This window comes from Campylobacter sp. B0100352/1, assembly GCF_020135855.1.
Classification (GTDB): Bacteria; Campylobacterota; Campylobacteria; order Campylobacterales; family Campylobacteraceae; genus Campylobacter_D; species Campylobacter_D taeniopygiae.
In genome coordinates this window covers 1-21,118 of sequence record NZ_JACHTP010000005.1, presented here as the reverse complement: position 1 = coordinate 21,118, position 21,118 = coordinate 1, and the positions used below count along the sequence as shown (strand labels likewise).

The following is a 21,118-nucleotide window of genomic DNA, read 5'->3' as shown; positions in this document are numbered from 1 at the left end:
ATATTTTGCTTGTATTGATGCAATTAAATTTCATTAAAAACCTTTCTTTTAACAAATTTTAGATACAATAAGATAAAAATTAAGTTAAAACTTAAAAAAGGATTGTTTGATGAAAGTATTACTGATTAAAGATGTTAAAGGGCTTGGGAAAGCCGGAGAAGTTAAAGAGGTTAAAGATGGATATGGACAAAATTTTTTAATCGGAAAAGGCTTGGCTAAAGCTGCTACTACTGAAGTTTTAAGAAAATATGAAAGTGATAAGAAAAAAGAAGCTGAAAATTTACGCTTTGAAATTGCAAATTTAGAAAAATTAAAAGAAGAGCTTAGTAAAATCACCCTTGAAATTTTTAAACCTGTTGGAGCCAATGGCAACTTATTTGGCGGGGTTACAAAAGATGAAATCGCTCATGCACTTAAAGAGCAAAAAAATATAGAACTTGATAAAAAAAGTTTAGAATGTGATACTTTAAAAAGCATTGGAATTCATGAAATCAGTGTAAAATTAGGCCATGCAATCCATGCAAATTTTAAAATTGATATAAAGGCAGAATAATTATGTTTCACGCAACTACGATTTTAGCCTATAAGGGTAAAAATAAATCCGTAATCGGAGGAGATGGGCAAGTTAGCTTTGGAAATACTGTTTTAAAAGGCAATGCCGTTAAAATTAGAAAGCTTAACAATGGCAAAGTTTTGGCAGGTTTTGCAGGAAGTACAGCGGATGCTTTTAATCTTTTTGATATGTTTGAAAATTTATTACAAAGTTCTAAAGGCGATCTTTTGAAGGCCGCTATAGATTTTTCCAAAGAATGGAGGAAAGATAAATACTTAAGAAAACTCGAAGCCATGATGCTAGTGCTTGATAGAAATCACATTTTTTTACTTTCGGGAACTGGCGATGTAGTAGAACCAGAAGATGGAGAGATCGCAGCGATTGGTAGTGGTGGGAATTATGCGCTTTCAGCTGCAAGAGCCTTAGCAAAACACGCTTCTTTAGATGAAGAAGAACTAGTAAAATCAAGCTTACAAATTGCAGGAGAAATTTGCATTTATACCAATACAAATATAAAAACCTATGTAATAGAGGATGAAAAATGAACTTAACTCCAAAAGAAATAGTCAAATTCTTAGATGATTATATTATCGGTCAAAAAAAAGCTAAAAAAATCATTGCTATAGCCTTAAGAAATCGTTATAGAAGAATGCAATTAAGCCCAGAACTTCAAGATGATATTATGCCAAAAAATATTTTAATGATAGGATCAACTGGAGTTGGCAAAACCGAAATTGCAAGAAGACTTGCAAAAATGATGGGTTTTCCTTTTATAAAAATTGAAGCTAGCAAATACACTGAAGTGGGCTTTGTAGGGCGTGATGTAGAGAGCATGGTAAGAGATTTGGCTAATGCAGCTTTAAATTTGGTCAAGAATGAACAAAAAGAAAAAAACAAAGATAAAATCGATGAATTTATCGAAAATAAAATTTTAGAAAAACTCTTGCCACCTTTACCAAAAGGCATTAGTGATGAAAAACAAGAAGAATATAAAAACAGCCTTGAAAAAATGAGAACCAAACTTAGAAATGGAGATTTGGATGAAAGCAATATAGAAATAGAAATTTCTCAAAGCATGTTCGATACCAATCCTAACTTGCCGCCTGAAATGGGAGCGATGCAAGATATTGTCAAGGTTATTGGCGTAGGAAGTAAAAAAGTCAAAAAAGAAATGAAAATCAAAGATGCTAAAAACGCTTTAAGAAACGAAGCTGGAGATAAAATTTTAGATCAAGAAAGCATAAAAAGTGAAGCTTTAAAAAGAGCAGAAAATGAAGGGATTATTTTTATAGATGAGATCGATAAAATAGCCGTTTCAAGTGGAAATTCAAATCGACAAGATCCAAGCAAAGAAGGAGTACAAAGAGATTTATTACCAATCGTTGAAGGATCTAGCGTTCAAACTAAAATCGGAACCTTAAAGACTGATCATATACTTTTTATCGCTGCGGGTGCTTTTCATTTAAGCAAGCCAAGTGATTTAATCCCAGAACTTCAAGGACGTTTTCCTTTAAGGGTTGAACTTGATAGCTTAGATGATAAAGCTCTTTATGAAATTTTAACCCGTCCTAAAAATTCACTTTTAAAACAATACACCGAACTTTTAAAAACAGAAAAATTAGAACTTGAATTTGATGATGAAGCTATAAAAGAAATTGCAAAAATAGCCTCTAAAGCAAATGAAGAAATGCAAGATATAGGTGCTAGACGTTTGCATACTGTGATAGAAAAACTTCTTGAAGACTTAAGTTTTGAGGCTGATGAATACGCGGGTAAGAAATTTATCGTTGATAAAAAAATGGTCGAAGAAAAACTTGGAGATATTATAGAAAATAAAGACTTAGCTAGGTATATTTTATGAAAAGTGGCTTTGTTAGCATCATAGGAAGAACCAATGCTGGAAAAAGTGCTTTGGTTAATTCCTTGCTTGAGGAAAAAATCACTCTAGTTTCTCATAAACAAAATGCCACAAGGCGAAAAATCAAAGCCATAGTGATGCATGAAAAAGATCAAATTATTTTTATTGATACTCCTGGATTACATCAAAGTAATGCAACCTTAAATCAAATGTTAATTGAAAGTGCTATAAAAGCCATGGGAGATTGTGATTTGATTTTGTTTGTGGCAAGCGTATTTGATGATCTGAAAAATTATGAAGAATTTTTAACACTAAAACCAAAAGTTCCTCATATTATCGTTTTAAACAAAGTTGATTTAACCGATAATGCCGCTCTTTTAAAAAAACTGAACGATTATGCTAAATTTAGCGAGTATTTTAAGGCTATCATTCCTTATTCTTGCAAAAAAAAGACTTACAAAAAAACCTTGCTTGATGAAATTGTAAAATATTTAGACGAACATGAATATTTTTATGATCCTGATTTTTTAACTCCAAGCAGTCAAAAAGAGCTTTATAGAGATTTTATACTTGAAAGTATTTATGAAAATTTAAGTCAAGAATTGCCTTACTGCACCGAAGTAATGATCAATAAAATTAAAGAAAAAACAAATCTTATCATTATTGAAGCTCAAATCATTACAGATACAAATTCTCATAAAGCCATGCTTATAGGAAAAAATGGATCAACGCTCAATCGTATAGGCAAAGATGCTAGAATAAAAATTACACAACTAGCTCAAAATAAAATTCTTTTAAAACTATATGTAGTGGTAAAAAAGAATTGGCAAAAAGATGAGGATTTTTTAAAAAAAATGTTAAATTATGAAGAATAAAATTGAAATTGTAAGTTTTGAAAAACTCATTTATATCCAAAAAAATGGCAGATTTGAAGAAGATAGACTCTTTGAGGAAATAATCAAAGAATGTGATATAAAAAATCCTTTTGAATATCAAATAGCATTTTTAAAACAAGATGAAATTTATCACTGTTTTTTAAGTAGAGTTGAAAATTTACCCAAATGCCTCGCTTGTTTCCCCAAAGCCTTCATTTTTAAGCCTTTATTTAAAAATAATTTGATTGAAAAAAATAATTTTTGCTTTCTAGAGCTTTATTTGGATGAAATATATTTATGTTTTTATGAACAAGATAAATTTAAAGCTTTTAAAAAATTCAAATATGAACAAAACTTAGAATTATTTTTAAAAAAAACACATATATTAGAACTTTTACAATACTATGAAAGTGAAATTTTAATCAGTTTTGAAAATAATGATTTGATAAAAGAATTAAAAAATAAAGCAATAGTTTGTAAAATTTTAGAACAAAATGAAAATAAACTCGCAAAATTAAGCATGCCAATCTTAGATAAAAATGCAAATTTTATTAAAACAAGTAAGAAAATTTTTCCTTATTATTTAAAACTATTTTTTTTATTTTTATTCATTTTTTTTAGTGCGAGTGGAATTTTAATTTTTACTAATTTTTTAAATTATCAAGAGAATAAAAACTTGCAAACTCAAAATAAAAACTCTCAAGATAAGCTTTACAAACTAGAAAAAGAGAAAAATAAAATCTTAGAAAAAAAACTCAAAGACTTAAATTTAACTCTTTATGATAAAAAAATACTTCTTGATCAAAATTTTAATCAACTCAATGAAATTGTAAAAAATTTCAAACCAAACAAAGATAGAACTTTGATTTTAAAAAATATCTTTATTTGGCTTAACCAAAACTCACTAGGAATTTCTAGCTTAAAACTAAAAGATTATAACATTATCATACAATTTAACAATCAGGAAAACTATCTTCACGCTCTTAAAAATTTAAAAACTGAATTGAAGCTTATATCCAAAAACGATGCATTACATCAAATTATTTTAGAGTTAATCCATGGATAAAATAGAATTTTTTTTAGAAAATTTAAATCTAAGAGAAAAACTTCTCATTACTATCATTATAATATTGTTCGCTATATTTTTAGCTTTTAAAATCGAACCTTTATTTGTAAATTCTTTTTTTAATCATAATATTTTCATCCATAATATTGATATTAAAAAAGAACAAGCTGCTAATGAAAATTTAGAACAAAAAATACAAATATCAAATCAAAAACTACAACAAATTCAAAACAAAACACTCGTTTATGAACAATACTTAAGTTTATTCCAAAAAAAATATGATCAATATTTAAAAAATATCAAAACACTAGCTCTAAATAACAAAATCGAAATAAAAAAAATCTCACAGACAAAAACTCAAAAAAACAATATCGATCACTATAAAATTTTTATCAAAACTTATGGAAATTTTAATGCTTTATTGTCTTTTATAAAAGATTTAGAAAACTCAAATTGTTATTATCAAATCAATATCATTGAAATGCAAAATTTAACAAGCTTAAAACTGGAATTAAATCTTGAAATATCAATAATATATCTTAATAAGGAAATTAAATGAATTTATACCAACAAAAGATCACACAACTTAGAGACTTAATGAAAAAAAATCATATAGATGTTTATTTGATTTTAAGTTCAGATCCTCATTTAAATGAATATCTTCCAGATTTTTATCAAAATAAAACTTTCATTAGCGGTTTTAAAGGATCAGCTGGAACCTTGATTTTTACCCATAAAAAAGCTTTTTTATGGACAGATGGAAGATATTGGCTTCAAGCTGAAAAAGAATTAAAAGGAAGTTCTATAGAACTTCAAAAACAAGATCATGCTAACACTTTTTTAAATTGGTTAAAAGAAAATCTTAAAAACAATGAAATTCTAGGCACTGATTTTTCTCTCTTGTCTTTAAATTTATTTGAAAATTTGCAAACAAATTACCGAGCAAGATTAAAACACATTGATTTGATTTCACCTTTATGGCAAGACCGTCCTAATTTACCAAAAAGCAAAATTTACGAGCACAAGATTAAATACTGTGGTTATTCTCGTCAAGAAAAAATCAAACAAATACGAGAAAAAATGCAAGATTTAAACGCGCAGAGTCATCTCATTTCTTCGCTTGATGATATCGCTTGGATTACGAATTTAAGAGGAAACGATATAGAATACAACCCTGTATTTTTAAGTTATTTGCTTATCAGTCAAAAAACAATTTTGCTTTTTGTTGATCAAAATAAAATTGATTCAAAGCTAGAAAAAAAGCTCAATCAAGATGGAATTTACATTAAAAATTATTGTGAAATTTATCAAGAAATTCAAAAACTCCGCGATATAAACCTACTCATAGAACCAACAAAAACAACAGCTTTATTGATTCAATATCTTCATAAAAGTGTAAAAATCATAAAAGAAATTAATCCTAGCACATATTTAAAATCAATCAAAACTCAAAAAGAAATCAAACATATAGAAAATGCTATGATAGAAGATGGAATTGCTTTGTGTAGATTTTTTACTTGGCTAGAAGAAAATATCAAAAAAAATAAACGCATAAGTGAGCTTGATATTGATCTTAAGATAACAGAATTTAGATCAAAAAGTCCTTATTATATTAGCAATAGCTTTGCAACCATAGCAGGTTTTAATGCTAATGGGGCTTGTGTTCATTACAAGGCAACAAAAGAGAATTTTTCTTATATTAAAGATAATGGACTTTTACTCATAGATTCTGGCGCCCAATATGAAAATGGCACCACAGATATAACTCGCGTTGTTGCCATAGGAAAAGTTAGCAAAGAGCAAATTTATGATTATACTCTTGTTTTAAAAGCACATATAGCCATATCAAGTACTATTTTTCCAAAAGATATTCCTATGCCTTTACTTGATGCGATCTCAAGGGCGCCTTTATGGAAAAATCAGCTTGATTATATGCATGGAACCGGCCACGGGGTAGGCTATTTTTTAAATGTCCATGAAGGTCCTCAAACCCTATCTTATTTTGCGCCTGTCCTTGAAAAAACCAAAGCCAAAGAAGGAATGCTAACCTCTATAGAACCAGGAATATATAAAAAAGATAAATGGGGTATTAGGCTTGAAAATTTAGTTTTAAATACCAAAGTTAAAAATCCAAAAAATAAAGATTATGGAGAATTTTTATACTTTAAACCCTTAACTCTTTGTCCTTTTGAGTTAAAATGCATCGATAAAACTTTACTCAATAAAGATGAAAAATCATGGCTAAATGCTTATCATAAAAAAGTTTATGATAAACTTTCCATAAGGCTAAAAAATGAACCTAAAGTTTTAAAATGGCTAAAAAATAAAACAAAAACTATTGATTAGCTTTGTTAAAAACTTCAAGTTATTTAAAATAACCTAAACTTATCATTTTTTGATAAATTTTCGCACTGATTTCCCCAGAGGTAGTATCTCTACCTCCATGTTCGAGTAAAACGGTTACAACATATCTCGGATTTGCATAAGGCGCATAAGAAGTAAGCCATGCATGAGATCTTGTATAATATTGTAATTGTTTTTCATCCACCCTGCTGCGATCTGTTTGAGAAAATCCTACCACCTGTGCAGTTCCTGTTTTAGCAGCTACTTTTACACCAAGATTATGCAAATAACGATAAGCTGTTCCTCCTTGTTCATTAGCTACAGCATACATAGCATCCCTTATATAAGGAAGCTGACTTTTTTCAAATAAGGTAAAAATTTCTTGATTATCATGGGTTTTATTTTCAATTTTAGTATTATTATTTTCTATACTTTGTAAAAAATGAGGTAAAACTTGTTCACCTTTAGCAATTTGAGCTGTATATCTTGCAATTTGCATAGGAGTTGCTAAAAAATTTCCCTGACCTATGGCCGTATTTAAAGTATCACCCTGAAACCAATTTTGCTTATATCTTTGCATTTTCCATTCTCTACTCGGTAAAATACCTACAAATTCATTAGGCAAATCAACTCCAGTTTTTGCACCAAAACCAATGCGTGATAAAGTTTGACTGATTTGATTGATACCAACTTGCAAACCTCCATCATAAAAATAAACATCACAACTTGATTTAATAGCATGTTTTAAATCCACGTTTCCATGCCCTGATCGATTCCAGCATCGAAATAATCTTCCTCCAAGCTCCACACTACCCCCACAAAAAAATTGAGTAGAAGGTGTTATATTTCCTGAATTTAAAAAAGCCAAAGCAACACCCATCTTAACAACGGAGCCAGGTGGATAATATCCATTGATTAGTTTATTTGTAAAAGGATGATCAAGATTATTAGAAAGCTCATCCCAATCTTTAAAAGAAATTCCCGTTACAAAAGGATTAAGATCGTATTCTGGAAAACTTCCAGCTGCTAAAATAGATCCATCTTTAATATCCATAATAATTGCTGCTCCAGCATTATTTTCAAAAATATTAGTCAAAAAATCTTGCAATTGTATATCAATAGTTAAATGTATATCATTTGAAAGTGGAGGAGTATAAGAAATTTGTGCCACTTCTTGATTTAAGGCATTAACCTTATAAACTTTTTCTCCTTTGACTCCTTGTAAAACATCATTATAATAACGTTCTATGCCACTTTTTCCAATAAAATTTGTCAATTTAGAGATTTCATTTTCTTTTATATCTTGTAAATTAGCTTTTCCAACATAACCTATAATATGAGAGGCTAATTTTCCATAAGGATATTTTCTTTGCACGGTAGATTCTATTTTTATATTTTCATCCAAATTAAGCACTGAATAATGTTTCATCATCTCTTGTGCGGGTATAAAATCTACAATTTGTATATAATCTTGATTATAATATGAATCATTTTTCTTATAAATTTGTAATAATTTTGTAACATTTAAATCCGGAAAAAAACCTTGCAATTTGTTTAATTCTTTTTCTAAAATACTGATTTTATTTTTCTTAAGACTTAAATAAGGTTTTAAAGAAATACTATATCCTAAGTCATTAACTGCCAAAAGTGTGCCGTTTCGATCAAATATTTCCCCACGTTTAGGAGCTATCAATTGAGTTTTTATAGCATTTTGCTTTGCAAGCTCTTCATAATATACATTAGACTTTATACTCAAATAATAAATGCGACTTAATAAAAAAATAAAAAATAAAAGTATAAAACCAACAACCAAACGCATACGCATTAAATTTTACCTCTAAAAAAGACATAAGCTAAAAAACATTCAATTGCTATAGATATTAAATATCCAAAACTCAATGTTTTAAAATGCTGATTATTCATATAAGAAAAAATAAAATCCAAAAGAAAAATGAAAAAATAAGCACAAAGAACAAATGCAACAGGTATCAATTTTTCCATTTTCAAACTCGTTTTAATCCAATCAGCACAAATATAATAAAAAAGAGCAAAGGCAATCCAAGATGAAAAAATAAAAAAATCATAGGTAACATCTGTAAAAAACAAAAAAAATAAAGAAAAATACCACCGAAAATCAAGTTTATTAAAGGTTTTTTGACTTTGTTCTAAAAGATAAATCATATAGCAAAAAAATAAACCATAAAGCAAAGGTGTATAGGTAAAAATAGATCCTAAAATTTGATATACAATATAAAAAAAACCTAAAAATATATACCCACCATTGATATTTACTCTATAATTTTTTATCATTTATAAACCCAAAACCTGATTAATGATTTCATTCTCAAGCTTATCAAGCCCAAATTTATTTAAATTTGAAATTAAAATTGCATCTTTAAAATTATTTCTAAGTTTGGCTTTTTCGCTTTGATTTAATTTATCACATTTTGTAAAAACTTTTAAAATTTTTTGATCCAGTCTTAAAAATCCTTTTAAATAATCATTCAATCCTTTATCAATTTCTAAATCAGTATGTCTTGAATCAATTAAATGAATAAATAGCTTTATGGAAGTTCTTAATCTTAAAAACTCATCCAAATGAACATTCCACTCTTCTTTTAAATTTTTAGAAACCTTAGCATAACCAAAACCAGGTAAATCTACAAAATGAATATTAAATTTATCCTCATCTTTTTGACATAAAACTTCAAAAAAATTTATCAATTGAGTTTTTCCAGGAGTTGAAGAGCTTTTGGCAAGATTTTTTTGCTTACACAAAGAATTAATTAAAGAACTTTTGCCAACATTTGATCTTCCTAAAAAAGCAACTTCACTAAAATTAGACGCAAAATTGATATCAAATTTTGCCAAAGAGGTGATAAAACGTGCATTAATAATCATTTTTGTTTCAAATCAAATACAAAGCGTGCAGGTTTATTGTCTTTGCTTTGTATTTTATAAATATTTTTTTTCCTATCTACGATAATTTTATCTCCGCAAAGCTTTTGATGGTTGATTGGTTCATTGATATATGCATTTCCATCAATTTCATAAGTATCATCAACAACATTATAAATTAATTTATCCCCCTCTCCTTTATAAACCTTGCCTTTTAAGTTAATTTTAAATTTTGGATTTTGCGTAGCTTCATACCGTATAGGTTTGCGATTTTTATCAGTATAGATGATCAATTTTCCAGCATTTAAAATATCTTCTCCCCTTTTAACTTCAACATCGCCACTAAGTATACTTTCTCCCTTATTCTCATCGGAATAAAAATTTAAAGCTTTTACTTCAATTTTAGTCGCTAAAGATACACTTATACAAAAGAATAATAAAATTATTTTTCTTGCAAACATGCATTTACCTCTTGAATTTGCAAAATTTTGTTTTTTGTATCATATTGTAAAATTTTTCCATTAACAATATTTCCATTAATCAAACCCTTAAAACCTGTATCTGTGCTTAAAATTTTGTTTTTTGGCTGATACTCTACTTCATCAGCAATAAATTTAACATTATTAGATCCTAAATATGTAACATTTCCTTCAAATTTTATCTTATCCATATTTTGACCCAAAAGTTCTAGCTTATTAGCACTTAAGTTAAAATCCAAATTATAATTTGTGAAATTATCAAATTCATCTCTATTAGAATATCTTACCCAAGAATTAGCTTTATAATAAGACTTAATTGCTGTTTGATTGATATCATAAGCTTTTAAATGATTTGCTTCAATATTTTTAAAATTTAAAGAATAAGATTTAATATCTAAAGAATAAGGATCTTGAAGCCATAAAATCACAAAAGTAATCACAAAAAGAGCGATAAGGATACCAAAACTTTTTATAGCCAAATTTTATTCCAATCTTGCTGCATATTATTTTTTTTCACGATATATTCTATCATTTCTGCTACAGCGGCTTCTCCGCCTTTATTTTCCAAAATCACATCAACCTTTAAATCCTTATGAGCATCTTTTGGCTTAAAGCTTAAACCCACATTTTCAAGAAGATTTTTATCATTAAAATAATCCCCTATAGCTGCACACTGAGAAAAATCAAGGTTTAATTTTTGCAAAATTTCTTTTGCGCAAGTTAATTTATCTTTAACTCCTTGGAATAAAAGATCTATTTTTAAATCTTTAGATCTTTTATCTACACAAGGGCAATTTCTACCTGTAATGATGGCGATTTTTTTGCCAAGTTTTATCCAAGCTTCAATCGCTGCACCATCTTTAACATTAAATTCTTTGATAAAACCACCTTCTGAAGTGTAGATGATTTTTCCATCTGTTAAGCAACCATCCACATCTAAAAAAATTAATTCTATCATTTTATTCTCTTACTATGAAAGCTCCAGCAAATGCTCCACTTGCAGCAAAATCACGTGCTTCTTCTTCACTTCTAAATCCGGTTAAAAAAACTCGATTTAAACCATCCACTGTACTTGTGCGTATAGTCGAAGAATAAGTTCTATAAGTTTTATATCTTGAAGCTATAGTTCTTGCACCTTCTGGATTTTTAAACGCACCAATTTGAACCATAAAATTTCCACCCTCGTAAATTTGTCCATTGCCTGAAATTTCTCCACCGTTGCCATAATTTACATTAGAATGAACGACATTATTGCCAGAATTTGAAGAACCAAATCCTATAACTTCGAGTCTAACTGGTGCCGTTCCACTGTGTATCATATCGATTTGTTTTGCAGCCGCATTAGATAAATCAATAATACGATTATTTACAAAAGGACCACGATCATTTACACGAACGGTAACTTGACGATTATTGTTTAAATTTGTAACCTTTAAAATAGTATTCATAGGTAAAGTTTTATGTGCTGCTGTGAATGCATTTTGATCATAAATTTCACCATTTGAAGTTTTTTTACCATGAAATCCTGGTCCATACCAACTAGCAATACCATCAGCAGTTTCTCCAACAGATACCACAGTTGGATAATAAGTTTTTCCATTTATGGTATAAGGCTTCATTGTGCCTTTACCGCCTGAAGAACTAGGATTGCTTTTAAAATCATTACTCGGGTAATAAACCTGAGCACCGCTACTTGATTCTGAAAGTAAATTACCTATTCCACAACCCGTAAAAATACTAATGACGGATAAAATTGGAATAATTTTTAGAGTCGCTTTGAGCTGTCTTAATGTTTGCATTTTTGTTCTCCTTTATTGGTATTATAATTTTTTGATTAATACTTAAACGATTTTTATAAATACGGTTTAATTCTTTAATACTATCTATACTCACATGATGATTTTTCGCTATTTTATACAAAGAATCTCCCGCTTTTACGGTATAAACTTTGGTCATAGGTATAGTTGTATCAACTTTTGCAAGTTTATTTTCTTTAAAATACTTGTCAAAAAAAGCCACTTTATTTAAAGGAATATACATATAATATCCTTTGCCTGGCGGCGTAAAATTATGCTTAAAATGAGGATTGTATTTTTTAAAAGTAGCAAAACTTATATTTAAATTTTTGGCTATATCTTTTAACGAGACAGAAGATGGGGCATCCACTTTAATAAAATCATTACTTAAAGCATAATTTACCAAAGATGCATCTTTTGCTAATAAAAAATCTCTATCATTTGCCAAAAATGAAAGGGTTAAAATTTTACGCAAAAAATTACGAGTTTCTAAAGAAAGATATTTTTTATCTGAATCAAGCAAAACATTTAAGTCATCACTGCCTGCCTCTTTAATAGCTTGATGCAATTTTCCATTGCCGCAATTATAAGCTAAAATAGCTAGATACCACTTACCAAACTCTGCTTTCATTCTTTTTAAATAATCAATAGCTGCATAAGTTGATTTTACAGGATCCCGTCTTTCATCAACATAAGCATCTACCCTAAGTCCTAAATTTTTGGCCGTAGGTTTCATAAACTGCCAAATTCCAACAGCTTTAGCATTAGAAACACTATTAACCTTTAAACCAGATTCAACCATAGCTAAATATAAAATTTCTTCAGGAACTTCTTCTTCAGATATTATTTTTCGAATCATAGGAGTTATTTTTGAAAAATTTTGCATTCCATCAATCAAAGTTTTAGTATGCTTTGATTTTATATCTTGTTGACTTTGAACAAAAACTAAATTACTGATAAAATTTGACTCTATATCTAAATCTCTTAAAATTTTTATCTGTCTTTCATAAAATTCTGGAGAATTAATTTGTGCAAAAAGAAAATTAAAAAACAATAATAGTAATAATATTTTTTTCATAAACCACCTTGAAAAAATAATTTTTTAGAATTATCCAAGCAAATTTTTAAAAGCTCTTCTCTTGATAAATTTAAAATTTCACTCATTTTATTAGCCACTAATTGAGTTAGCAAAGGCTCATTTCTCTTCCCGCGATAAGGCTCTGGAGTTAAATAAGGCGCATCAGTTTCAATGAGTAATTTGTCCCTTGGAATTTTAGGTAAAATTTCCACTAATTTCTTAGCATTTTTAAACGTTAAAATTCCACCTATTCCAAAATAAAAACCTTCATTGCTAAGACGAAGTAAATGTTCACTCGCATTAAAACAATGTAAAACTCCACCAACAAGATCCTTAGAATATTGATGTAAAATTTCATAGGTATCATTATTGGCTTCTCGTGTATGGATAATCACAGGCTTTTTAAACTCTTTTGCTAATTCAAGCTGAATTTTAAAAAAATGTTTTTGAAGATTTTTTTGATGCTCTATTTCTTTTAAATCATCGCTTTGAAAACGAAAATAGTCCAATCCACACTCGCCTACCGCTATGCATTTTTCTTGTTTTAAATATTGTCTTAAAATGTTTTCATCAAAATTATCAATTTCATAAGGATGTATTCCAGCTGCAAAATATACTCTATCATATTTTTGCGCTAATTCTGCAGCATAAGGAAGATCTTTAATATGCGCACCAGGTATAATTATTTTTTCAATCCCATTATTAAAAGAATGTGTTAAAAGTGCATCCAAATCATCCTTAAAAACATCACTATCAATATGACAATGGGTGTCGATAATCTTTAAATTATCTTTAAATTCAAGATCTAAGAACATACTTCCACTCGATCCTTACCGTTAGTTTTTGCTTGTGCAAGTGCCTTAGATGCTTTTTCGACTAAGTGGTCAAATTTATCTTTGTTTTTACCAAAAACTACACCGATAGAAGCAGTAAAAAACACTTCATCTAAATTAATCAAAATTCCAACTTTTTTTATATTAACACGGATGCGAGATAAAATTTTAACAGCTTTTTCGTGAGAAATATTTTTTAATAAAATACAAAATTTTTCAGGACTAAATCTTCCTACTATATCCCTACCCTTAACTTCATTTACAATTTCATTAGCACAAATTTTAATAATCTCATTACCCGCATCAAAACCATATCTTTCATTTAAAGATTTTAAATCATCAATATTTAAAAAAGCCAAAGCAAAATCTTCTTCTTTAATCATAACTTCATTAAAATACGCTTCAATATCATCCATTAAAGCTTCGTAATTTTTTACACCCGAAATAGGATCAAGATTGTTATAGGTATTTAAAAATTTCATATTATCCATATAAGTTAAACATCGATCCAAACGAGAATTAAAACTATCTCTTTTAATTGGTTTTATTAAATATTCATTGGCACCATTTTTAAATAAATCAGCCTCTAAAGTATCATTTTTATCGCCTAAAAGTATCACTCCTAGTTCATCTTCACTGAAACGAGCTCTAACCTCATCTAAAAGTTCGCTTCCGCTAATAACTGGCATATTAACATCTGCAATAATAAGGCGTATATCATTGTTATCATTTAAATAACTCATAGCTTCTTCTCCATGAGCAGCAGCTAAAACATTAAAACGTCTTTGCGTAAGGATCTTTTTAATTTCATTACGTTCAGGAAGTTTGCTTAAGGCTAAAATGATTTTAGTTCCAGAATATTGATCTAATTTAGATATAGAATTTATAATATCATCAATACAAGTACTGCTTTCTTTAAAAATATAACCCATTATATCTTTTTTTAAAAAGTCATCTCTTACTTCTTTATCGTTATTAGCAGTTAAAACAATCACGGGTAATTTTTTTTCTAAAAGAAACTCTACTACCTCTCCATTTGGAGCATCTGGTAAATATAATTCAGCAAAGACTAAAAAATATTTATTAGAAGATAATTCTTTTGCCTCCGTATAACTAAAAACAATATCAACCTCATAATTTAAAGTCGATTGGATTTTTTTAGCCAAAAGCTTTCCAAGCATTTTATTATGATCGACAATTAAAATTTTTTTATCCATAAATTTAACACACCTTAAAAATTAAAGCTAATTTTAATGTAAGGATAAAATTGTAACATGCTTAAATAAAAAATCCGCTTAAGACTTAAACAAAGTTTTAGCAAATTCTAAAGCTTCATCGTTAATCTTTTCCCCACTTACCATTCTAGCAAGCTCTTTGATTCTCTCTTCTTGATTCAGTTTTTTGACAAAACTTTCATCACCCTTTTTTTCAACTAAAAAGTGATTGTGTGCCTTAGAAGAAAGTTGTGGTAAATGTGAAATAGCAAAAATTTGATAAAAATTTGAAAGTTCATTTAAAACCTTAGCGATACTCATCGCTTCTTTGCCACTCAAATTAGCATCAATTTCATCTAAAAATAATATCCCATTGCCTTGGCCTAAAATTTTACATTCTGTTGCTATAAATGCAAGTCTTAAACGATTAAGCTCTCCTGAGCTTAAATTTTTCAAATTAGCCAAATTGATATTTAAACTAATCTCATCTTTGCCCATAGAAGATATCATTTTACTTTCATCCAAATTTAAAATAGCATCTTTCATGTAAAGATTTTTTAGATATCCATTTAAGCAATTTTGCAATTGTTCTAGATTATTTTTTCTTGTTTGGGTTAGAATTTTTGCACTTTTTTCTATTTTGTCTTTTGCTTTTTCAAATTTCTTCTCAAGCTCTTTTTTTTCAAAACTTAGATTTTCATAATGCTCAAGTTCTTTTTTCTTCTGCTCTAAAATTTCTAGTGCATTTTCAATACTCTCGTAACGTTTAATTAAAAAAGATAAATTTTCTATCCTATCAAGTATTTTTTCAATATCAAAATCAAAATCTTCCAATTTTTGACTTTCCGAAATCAAACGCAACTCATTCAAACATTCACTAAAAAAAGTCGGATCTTTATCGCTTAAATTTAAAGCATCAATCACGACTTTTTCCAAATCAAAAATTACACTAGCCTTTTGCCACGCTTCATCTAATTTATCCTTTTTAGAAAGCTTTTTTTTAAGCTCTAATAATTCTTCATATTCTCCTATTTTTGGATTAATGCTTTGAATTTTTTCAATTTGAATGCTTGCCACTTCTTTTAATTCTTCGATTTTTTTTTCTTCATCTAAAATTTGATTTAATTCTTCAGAAAATCGAGTGTAATTGTCAAAATCTTCTCTAAATTCATTTAAGAAATTTTCAAATTGAGGATTATTTTGTATCTCCAAAGCATCTAAAATTCTCAAAAATTTTTCATTGCTAAATTCATTATTTTCTTTGGCACTAAGATATTTAATAAAACTTTTACTTAAATTTTGCAAACTTTTTTTAGCGATGCTTTGATTATTAATAAAATATTTTGTATTTTTTTCTTTTAAAAGCTTAAAAACATTTTCTTCTTCGCTTTCTATTCCATATTCTTCTAAATTTAACTCATCATCAAGCTCTAACTCTACAAGTTTAGCCTCACTATCGCTTAGAGCAAAAGCGGATAAAATTGCCTTAAATAACACAGATTTTCCAGCTCCACTAAGCCCAGTAAAAACAGTAAGTCCTTTTGAAATTTCAAGCTTTGCTTCTTTAAAACCCAAATTTTCTTTTATCAAAATTCTATTGATCATTAACTTCCCCAATTTAATTTTTCTTTTAAAATTTGAAAATAATCTCGATTTTTTGGACGAATCAAAGTAACACTTTTATGACTTAAACCCACTTTAATGCTTTTAAAATCATCCATTTTGTAATTTTCTTGCCCATCTATGGAAAACATGCATCCTTTTGCTCTAATTTCTAATTCAAATCCTTTAGGCAATACAATAGGTCTTTGTGTCAAAGAATGAGAACAAATTGGAGTCAAGATAAAGGCTTGAGCTAAAGTATAAACTATAGGACCATTAGCACTTAAATTATAAGCGGTCGATCCAGCAGGTGTAGCAACGATCAATCCATCTCCAAAATATTCGTTAAATTTTTTGTCTTGATGATAAACTTCAATATGTGCCATAGAAGCTTGATCTTCCCTTTTTATGATAATGTCATTAAAAGCATAATTTTTTATTTTTTGACCATTTTTTTGCTTTAAACTGACACTAAGCAAGAAAGGATTTTCCGTTTTAAAATCACCACAAAAAAAAGATTGAAAAAATTCCTCCGCATAATCAATTTTAAAATCCGTTAAAAAACCTAAGTGTCCTGCATGAATTCCCAAAACAGCTTTATGATATTCCCAAGCTTTGCGGCATACAGAAATCAAAGTTCCATCGCCACCCAAAGAAATAATAAAATCAGAAATTTTAAACAACTCATCAATATCATAATGTGATAAATTCGGATTTTTAGAGTTTTTTAAAAGCAAAAGTTCAACATTATATTTGTTTAAAATATTTTCTAAAATACATATTTCATTATCAAGATCCGAATTAAAACGAACAACAAGCCCTACTTTCTTAATATTTTTATAATCTATTTTGTTTTGCATGGAAAAATTATAACAAAACTTAGCTAAGCAAAAGAATAAAAATACTATAATTTTAAAATAATTATTTTAATTTCAAGGAAAAAAATTGCGTAGTCATTACAATACAGACTTGGGAATTTCCAATGTTGGAGAAACAGTTAAACTCTGTGGCTGGGTCAATAGCTACCGCGATCACGGAGGAGTCATTTTTATAGACTTAAGAGATCGTAGCGGTATCATACAACTTGTTTGTGATCCAAATGATAGCAAAGAATCTCACGAAATCGCTTCACGTGCTAGAAATGAATTTGTGCTTATTGCTGAAGGCAAAATTCGTCCTCGCGGAGAAGGACTCGTTAATACTAAATTAAAAACCGGTGAAATCGAAGTTGTTGTTAGCAAACTCATTATAGAAAATGAAAGCGCGGTTCCTCCTTTTGCAATCGCCGATGAAAGCGTTAATGAAGAATTAAGATTAAAATACAGATTTTTAGATTTAAGAAGTCCTAAACTTTATGAAAATTTTTCTTTACGATCTAAAGCTTGTATAGCGGCTAGAAATTCTTTAGCTAATATGGGATTTTTAGAAGTTGAAACCCCTATTTTAACTAAAGCCACACCTGAAGGAGCAAGAGATTATCTTGTCCCTTCTCGCGTTCATCAAGGTGAATTTTATGCCTTGCCTCAAAGTCCGCAATTATTTAAACAACTTTTAATGTGTAGTGGTTTTGATCGTTATTTTCAAATCGCAAAATGTTTTAGAGATGAAGATTTAAGAGCCGATCGTCAGCCTGAATTTACCCAAATTGACGTTGAAATGAGTTTTTGCGAACAAAAAGACGTTATGATGGTTGCTGAAACCTTTTTGAAAGACATTTTTAAGGCTTGTGGAAAAGAAATCAAAACTCCTTTTAAAGTCATGCAATATAAAGAAGCTATGGAGCTTTATGGGAGTGACAAACCTGATTTGAGATTTGATCTTAAATTTATAGATGTAATCGATATCTTTGCTAAATCTAACAATGAAATTTTCTCAAATATCGCTAAAGATACAAAGAAAAATCGTATCAAAGCTATACGCGTTCCACAAGGAGACACTATCTTTTCAAAAAGACAAATGCAAAGATTTGAAGAATTTGTTCGCAAATTTGGAGCGCAAGGTTTGGCCTTTATACAAGTTAAAGAAGATGGTCTTAAGGGTCCACTTTGTAAATTTTTTGATGAAGCTGATTTGCAAGAACTTAGCAAACGCTGTAATTTAGAAGTTGGAGATGTTGTCTTTTTTGGAGCTGGGGCTAAAAAAACCGTTCTTGATTATATGGGAAGATTTAGAATTTTCCTTGCAGAAGAATTAAAATTAATCAATCCTGATGTATTAGAATTTTTATGGGTTGTTGATTTTCCTATGTTTGAACAAAACGATGATGGAACTTATTCAGCTATGCATCATCCTTTTACTATGCCAAAAAATATTGATGAAGAAGATATTGAAGAGATTTATTCTATTGCCTATGATGTGGTTTTAAATGGCGTAGAATTAGGCGGTGGAAGCATTAGAATTCATAAAAACGATATCCAACAAAAAGTTTTCAAAAAATTAAATATCGATGAAAATGAACAAAGAAATAAATTTGGATTTTTACTCGATGCTTTAAGTTTTGGAGCTCCACCTCATGGTGGTATTGCCATAGGCTTAGATAGACTTATCATGCTAGTGACTGGATCAAAAAGCATAAGAGAAGTTATCGCTTTTCCAAAAACACAAAGAGCACAATGTCTTATGACAGACGCACCATCAGAGCCAAATAAAGAAGCTTTAAGAGAATTAGGAATCAAATTAAGGGAGAATATAAAATGAAAGAATTATTTTTAATCATAGGGGCACCTGGAAGTGGAAAAACTACAGATGCAAGTCTTATAGCTCAATCAGATATTAATATTACTCATTATTCAACAGGTGATTTATTAAGAGAAGAAGTTGCTAGTGGAAGCGAACTTGGAAAAACAATTGATAGCTTTATTTCTAAAGGAAATTTAGTTCCTTTAGATGTGGTTGTAAATACTATAGTTTCAGCACTTAAAAACGCTCCAACAAAAACAATTATTATAGATGGTTATCCGCGAAGCGTTGAACAAATGATGGAATTTGATAAAGTCTTAAGCTCTCAAAACGAAATAGAGCTTAAAGGCGTGATCGAGGTACGCGTAAGCGAGCAAGTGGCTAAAGATAGAGTTTTAGGTAGAAATCGCGGAGCAGATGATAATGAAGAGGTTTTTTATAATAGAATGAAAGTTTATACCGAGCCTTTAGAAGAAATTCAAAAATTTTATCAAGATAAAAAACTTCATTTTATTATCGATGGAGAACGCACAATAGAACCTATTGTTGCAGATATGAAAGAATTAATTAAAAAAATTCAAAGCATTTAAAGGAGAATAAATATGGACTTAAGCAAAATCAAAATTGGAGACATCCCAAATAAAATCAATGCTGTAATCGAAATTCCTTATGGATCAAATATCAAATATGAAATCGATAAAGATAGTGGCGCTATTATGGTTGATCGCGTGATGGCAAGTGCGATGTTTTATCCTGCAAATTATGGTTTTATCGCAAATACCCTAGCTGATGATGGCGATCCTGTTGATATCTTGGTTTTAAATGAGTATCCTATCCAAGCTGGAGCTGTTATTCCTTGCCGTTTAATTGGCGTTTTAATCATGGAAGATGAAAGCGGAATGGATGAAAAACTTTTAGCTGTTCCAAGCTCGAAAATTGATGCAAGATATGATAATATCAAATCTTATACCGATTTGCCTCAAGCAACCTTAAATAAAATCAAAAATTTCTTTGAAACCTATAAAATTCTTGAACCAAATAAATGGGTAAAAGTGCAAGATTTCAAAGATACAGATGCTGCAATTGAAATTTTAGAAAAAGCGATCAAAAATTACAAATAAATTATTAGCCTTTTTTAGGCTAATATCAAGGAAAATATGAAAAGTATTATTTTAGGTGGTGGATGCTTTTGGTGCATACAAGCTGTATTTGAAAACATTAAAGGCGTTGTATATAGCGAAGTTGGATATACAGGAGGGGCTGAAAATCCAACCTATGAAAGCGTATGCTCTGGTGATGGCAATATTGAAGTTGTTAAACTAAACTACAACGATGCAGAAATTTCTCTTATAGAAATTTTAGACATCTTCTTTAAAATTCATGATCCTACTTCCATAGATAAACAAGGTGCTGATATAGGAATTCAGTATCGATCTGCAATTTTTTACGAAAATGAAAATGATGAAATTCTAATTAAAAACTTTATTGAAAAGATAAAAAATAACTACTCTTTACCTATAGCAACTCAAATCTATAAATTAAATAAATATTATTCCGCAGAATCCTATCATCAAAACTATTTTGCAAAAAATCCAAATCAAAGTTATTGCCAATTTGTTATTGCTCCGAAATTACAACTTATAAGAGATAAATTATCCAATTAAGATCTTAAAAAAATACATTTTATTCACAAAGTTTTCACAATGTGATTTTCTTATGAAAATCCTATAAAATAGCGCTTTAAGTTTAAAAAAATTAAAAAAAATATTTATTGTTTTTTAAGTTTTTTTATGAATTTAAAATTATATGTGAAAAGTTTGATTTAAAATCATAGTTAAAATAAA

At 28.9% G+C, this 21,118-nt stretch carries 23 protein-coding genes; 11 read left to right on the top strand and 12 right to left on the bottom strand.

The features are described 5' to 3' along the window. Positions 1-109 precede the first annotated feature (109 nt). From rplI to H2279_RS02450, 7 genes are read left to right on the top strand one after another with little or no spacing between them, the layout of a single operon-like run. Positions 110-553 (top strand): 50S ribosomal protein L9, encoded by a 444-nt coding sequence (gene rplI / locus H2279_RS02480; RefSeq protein WP_137624191.1) that lies wholly within the window; start codon positions 110-112, stop codon positions 551-553. Between the two features lie 2 nt (positions 554-555). Then, positions 556-1,098 (top strand): ATP-dependent protease subunit HslV, encoded by a 543-nt coding sequence (hslV, locus tag H2279_RS02475; protein ID WP_137624192.1) that lies wholly within the window; start codon positions 556-558, stop codon positions 1,096-1,098. Beyond that, positions 1,095-2,414: an ATP-dependent protease ATPase subunit HslU gene (hslU, locus tag H2279_RS02470; RefSeq protein WP_337195476.1), complete on the top strand. Its 1,320-nt coding sequence runs from the start codon at positions 1,095-1,097 to the stop codon at positions 2,412-2,414. The genes hslV and hslU overlap by 4 nt, the downstream gene beginning before the upstream one ends. Further along, positions 2,411-3,286, top strand: coding sequence for a GTPase Era (era, locus tag H2279_RS02465; protein ID WP_337195475.1), 876 nt, complete (start codon positions 2,411-2,413; stop codon positions 3,284-3,286). The genes hslU and era overlap by 4 nt, the downstream gene beginning before the upstream one ends. Continuing rightward, positions 3,276-4,352 carry a hypothetical protein gene (locus H2279_RS02460; protein WP_137624195.1) on the top strand — a complete coding sequence of 359 codons (1,077 nt, stop codon included), beginning with the start codon at positions 3,276-3,278 and terminating at the stop codon, positions 4,350-4,352. Before era ends, H2279_RS02460 begins: the two co-directional genes overlap by 11 nt. After that, entirely contained in the window at positions 4,345-4,911 is a 567-nt protein-coding gene (locus H2279_RS02455) for a hypothetical protein (protein ID WP_337195474.1), read from the top strand. The genes H2279_RS02460 and H2279_RS02455 overlap by 8 nt, the downstream gene beginning before the upstream one ends. After that, positions 4,908-6,698: an aminopeptidase P family protein gene (locus H2279_RS02450; protein ID WP_337195473.1), complete on the top strand. Its 1,791-nt coding sequence runs from the start codon at positions 4,908-4,910 to the stop codon at positions 6,696-6,698. The genes H2279_RS02455 and H2279_RS02450 overlap by 4 nt, the downstream gene beginning before the upstream one ends. A gap of 19 nt (positions 6,699-6,717) precedes the next feature. On the opposite strand, the gene mrdA is transcribed toward H2279_RS02450, so the two are convergent. The 12 genes from mrdA to H2279_RS02390 form a co-directional block, all read right to left on the bottom strand. Then, entirely contained in the window at positions 6,718-8,520 is a 1,803-nt protein-coding gene (gene mrdA, locus H2279_RS02445; RefSeq protein WP_137624198.1) for a penicillin-binding protein 2, read from the bottom strand. After that, positions 8,520-9,005: a hypothetical protein gene (locus tag H2279_RS02440; protein ID WP_337195472.1), complete on the bottom strand. Its 486-nt coding sequence runs from the start codon at positions 9,003-9,005 to the stop codon at positions 8,520-8,522. Before H2279_RS02440 ends, mrdA begins: the two co-directional genes overlap by 1 nt. After that, positions 9,006-9,596, bottom strand: coding sequence for a ribosome biogenesis GTP-binding protein YihA/YsxC (gene yihA, locus H2279_RS02435; RefSeq protein WP_337195471.1), 591 nt, complete (start codon positions 9,594-9,596; stop codon positions 9,006-9,008). Continuing rightward, positions 9,593-10,054, bottom strand: a complete 462-nt coding sequence (locus tag H2279_RS02430) for an LptA/OstA family protein (RefSeq protein WP_137624201.1) — start codon at positions 10,052-10,054, stop codon at positions 9,593-9,595. Before H2279_RS02430 ends, yihA begins: the two co-directional genes overlap by 4 nt. Beyond that, positions 10,036-10,551, bottom strand: coding sequence for a hypothetical protein (locus tag H2279_RS02425; RefSeq protein WP_337195470.1), 516 nt, complete (start codon positions 10,549-10,551; stop codon positions 10,036-10,038). The genes H2279_RS02430 and H2279_RS02425 overlap by 19 nt, the downstream gene beginning before the upstream one ends. After that, a complete protein-coding gene (locus H2279_RS02420) occupies positions 10,542-11,030 on the bottom strand; it encodes an HAD-IIIA family hydrolase (RefSeq protein ID WP_137624203.1) in 489 nt (162 codons plus the stop codon). The genes H2279_RS02425 and H2279_RS02420 overlap by 10 nt, the downstream gene beginning before the upstream one ends. Before the next feature lies 1 nt (position 11,031). Further along, the gene (locus H2279_RS02415) at positions 11,032-11,871 is read right to left on the bottom strand and encodes a septal ring lytic transglycosylase RlpA family protein (protein WP_337195469.1); all 840 of its coding nucleotides are present in this window, start codon (positions 11,869-11,871) and stop codon (positions 11,032-11,034) included. Next, entirely contained in the window at positions 11,810-12,946 is a 1,137-nt protein-coding gene (locus H2279_RS02410) for a lytic transglycosylase domain-containing protein (RefSeq protein ID WP_137624205.1), read from the bottom strand. The genes H2279_RS02415 and H2279_RS02410 overlap by 62 nt, the downstream gene beginning before the upstream one ends. Then, positions 12,943-13,761, bottom strand: coding sequence for a TatD family hydrolase (locus H2279_RS02405; protein ID WP_137624206.1), 819 nt, complete (start codon positions 13,759-13,761; stop codon positions 12,943-12,945). Before H2279_RS02405 ends, H2279_RS02410 begins: the two co-directional genes overlap by 4 nt. Further along, the gene (gene cbrR, locus H2279_RS02400; protein ID WP_337195468.1) at positions 13,752-14,996 is read right to left on the bottom strand and encodes a bile resistance response regulator CbrR; all 1,245 of its coding nucleotides are present in this window, start codon (positions 14,994-14,996) and stop codon (positions 13,752-13,754) included. Before cbrR ends, H2279_RS02405 begins: the two co-directional genes overlap by 10 nt. A gap of 78 nt (positions 14,997-15,074) precedes the next feature. Next, positions 15,075-16,598 (bottom strand): AAA family ATPase, encoded by a 1,524-nt coding sequence (locus tag H2279_RS02395; RefSeq protein WP_337195467.1) that lies wholly within the window; start codon positions 16,596-16,598, stop codon positions 15,075-15,077. Then, a complete protein-coding gene (locus H2279_RS02390) occupies positions 16,598-17,455 on the bottom strand; it encodes an NAD(+) kinase (protein WP_337195466.1) in 858 nt (285 codons plus the stop codon). The genes H2279_RS02395 and H2279_RS02390 overlap by 1 nt, the downstream gene beginning before the upstream one ends. A gap of 85 nt (positions 17,456-17,540) precedes the next feature. On the opposite strand from H2279_RS02390, the gene aspS reads away from it, so the two are divergent. The 4 genes from aspS to msrA are packed head-to-tail and all read left to right on the top strand — an operon-like array spanning position 17,541 to position 20,938. Further along, positions 17,541-19,292 (top strand): aspartate--tRNA ligase, encoded by a 1,752-nt coding sequence (gene aspS, locus H2279_RS02385; protein WP_337195465.1) that lies wholly within the window; start codon positions 17,541-17,543, stop codon positions 19,290-19,292. Next, positions 19,289-19,864, top strand: coding sequence for an adenylate kinase (locus tag H2279_RS02380; RefSeq protein WP_137624211.1), 576 nt, complete (start codon positions 19,289-19,291; stop codon positions 19,862-19,864). Before aspS ends, H2279_RS02380 begins: the two co-directional genes overlap by 4 nt. 12 nt (positions 19,865-19,876) lie before the next feature. Further along, positions 19,877-20,395, top strand: coding sequence for an inorganic diphosphatase (gene ppa, locus H2279_RS02375; RefSeq protein ID WP_137624212.1), 519 nt, complete (start codon positions 19,877-19,879; stop codon positions 20,393-20,395). Between the two features lie 36 nt (positions 20,396-20,431). Beyond that, positions 20,432-20,938: a peptide-methionine (S)-S-oxide reductase MsrA gene (gene msrA / locus H2279_RS02370; protein ID WP_337195464.1), complete on the top strand. Its 507-nt coding sequence runs from the start codon at positions 20,432-20,434 to the stop codon at positions 20,936-20,938. Positions 20,939-21,118: the final 180 nt, after the last annotated feature.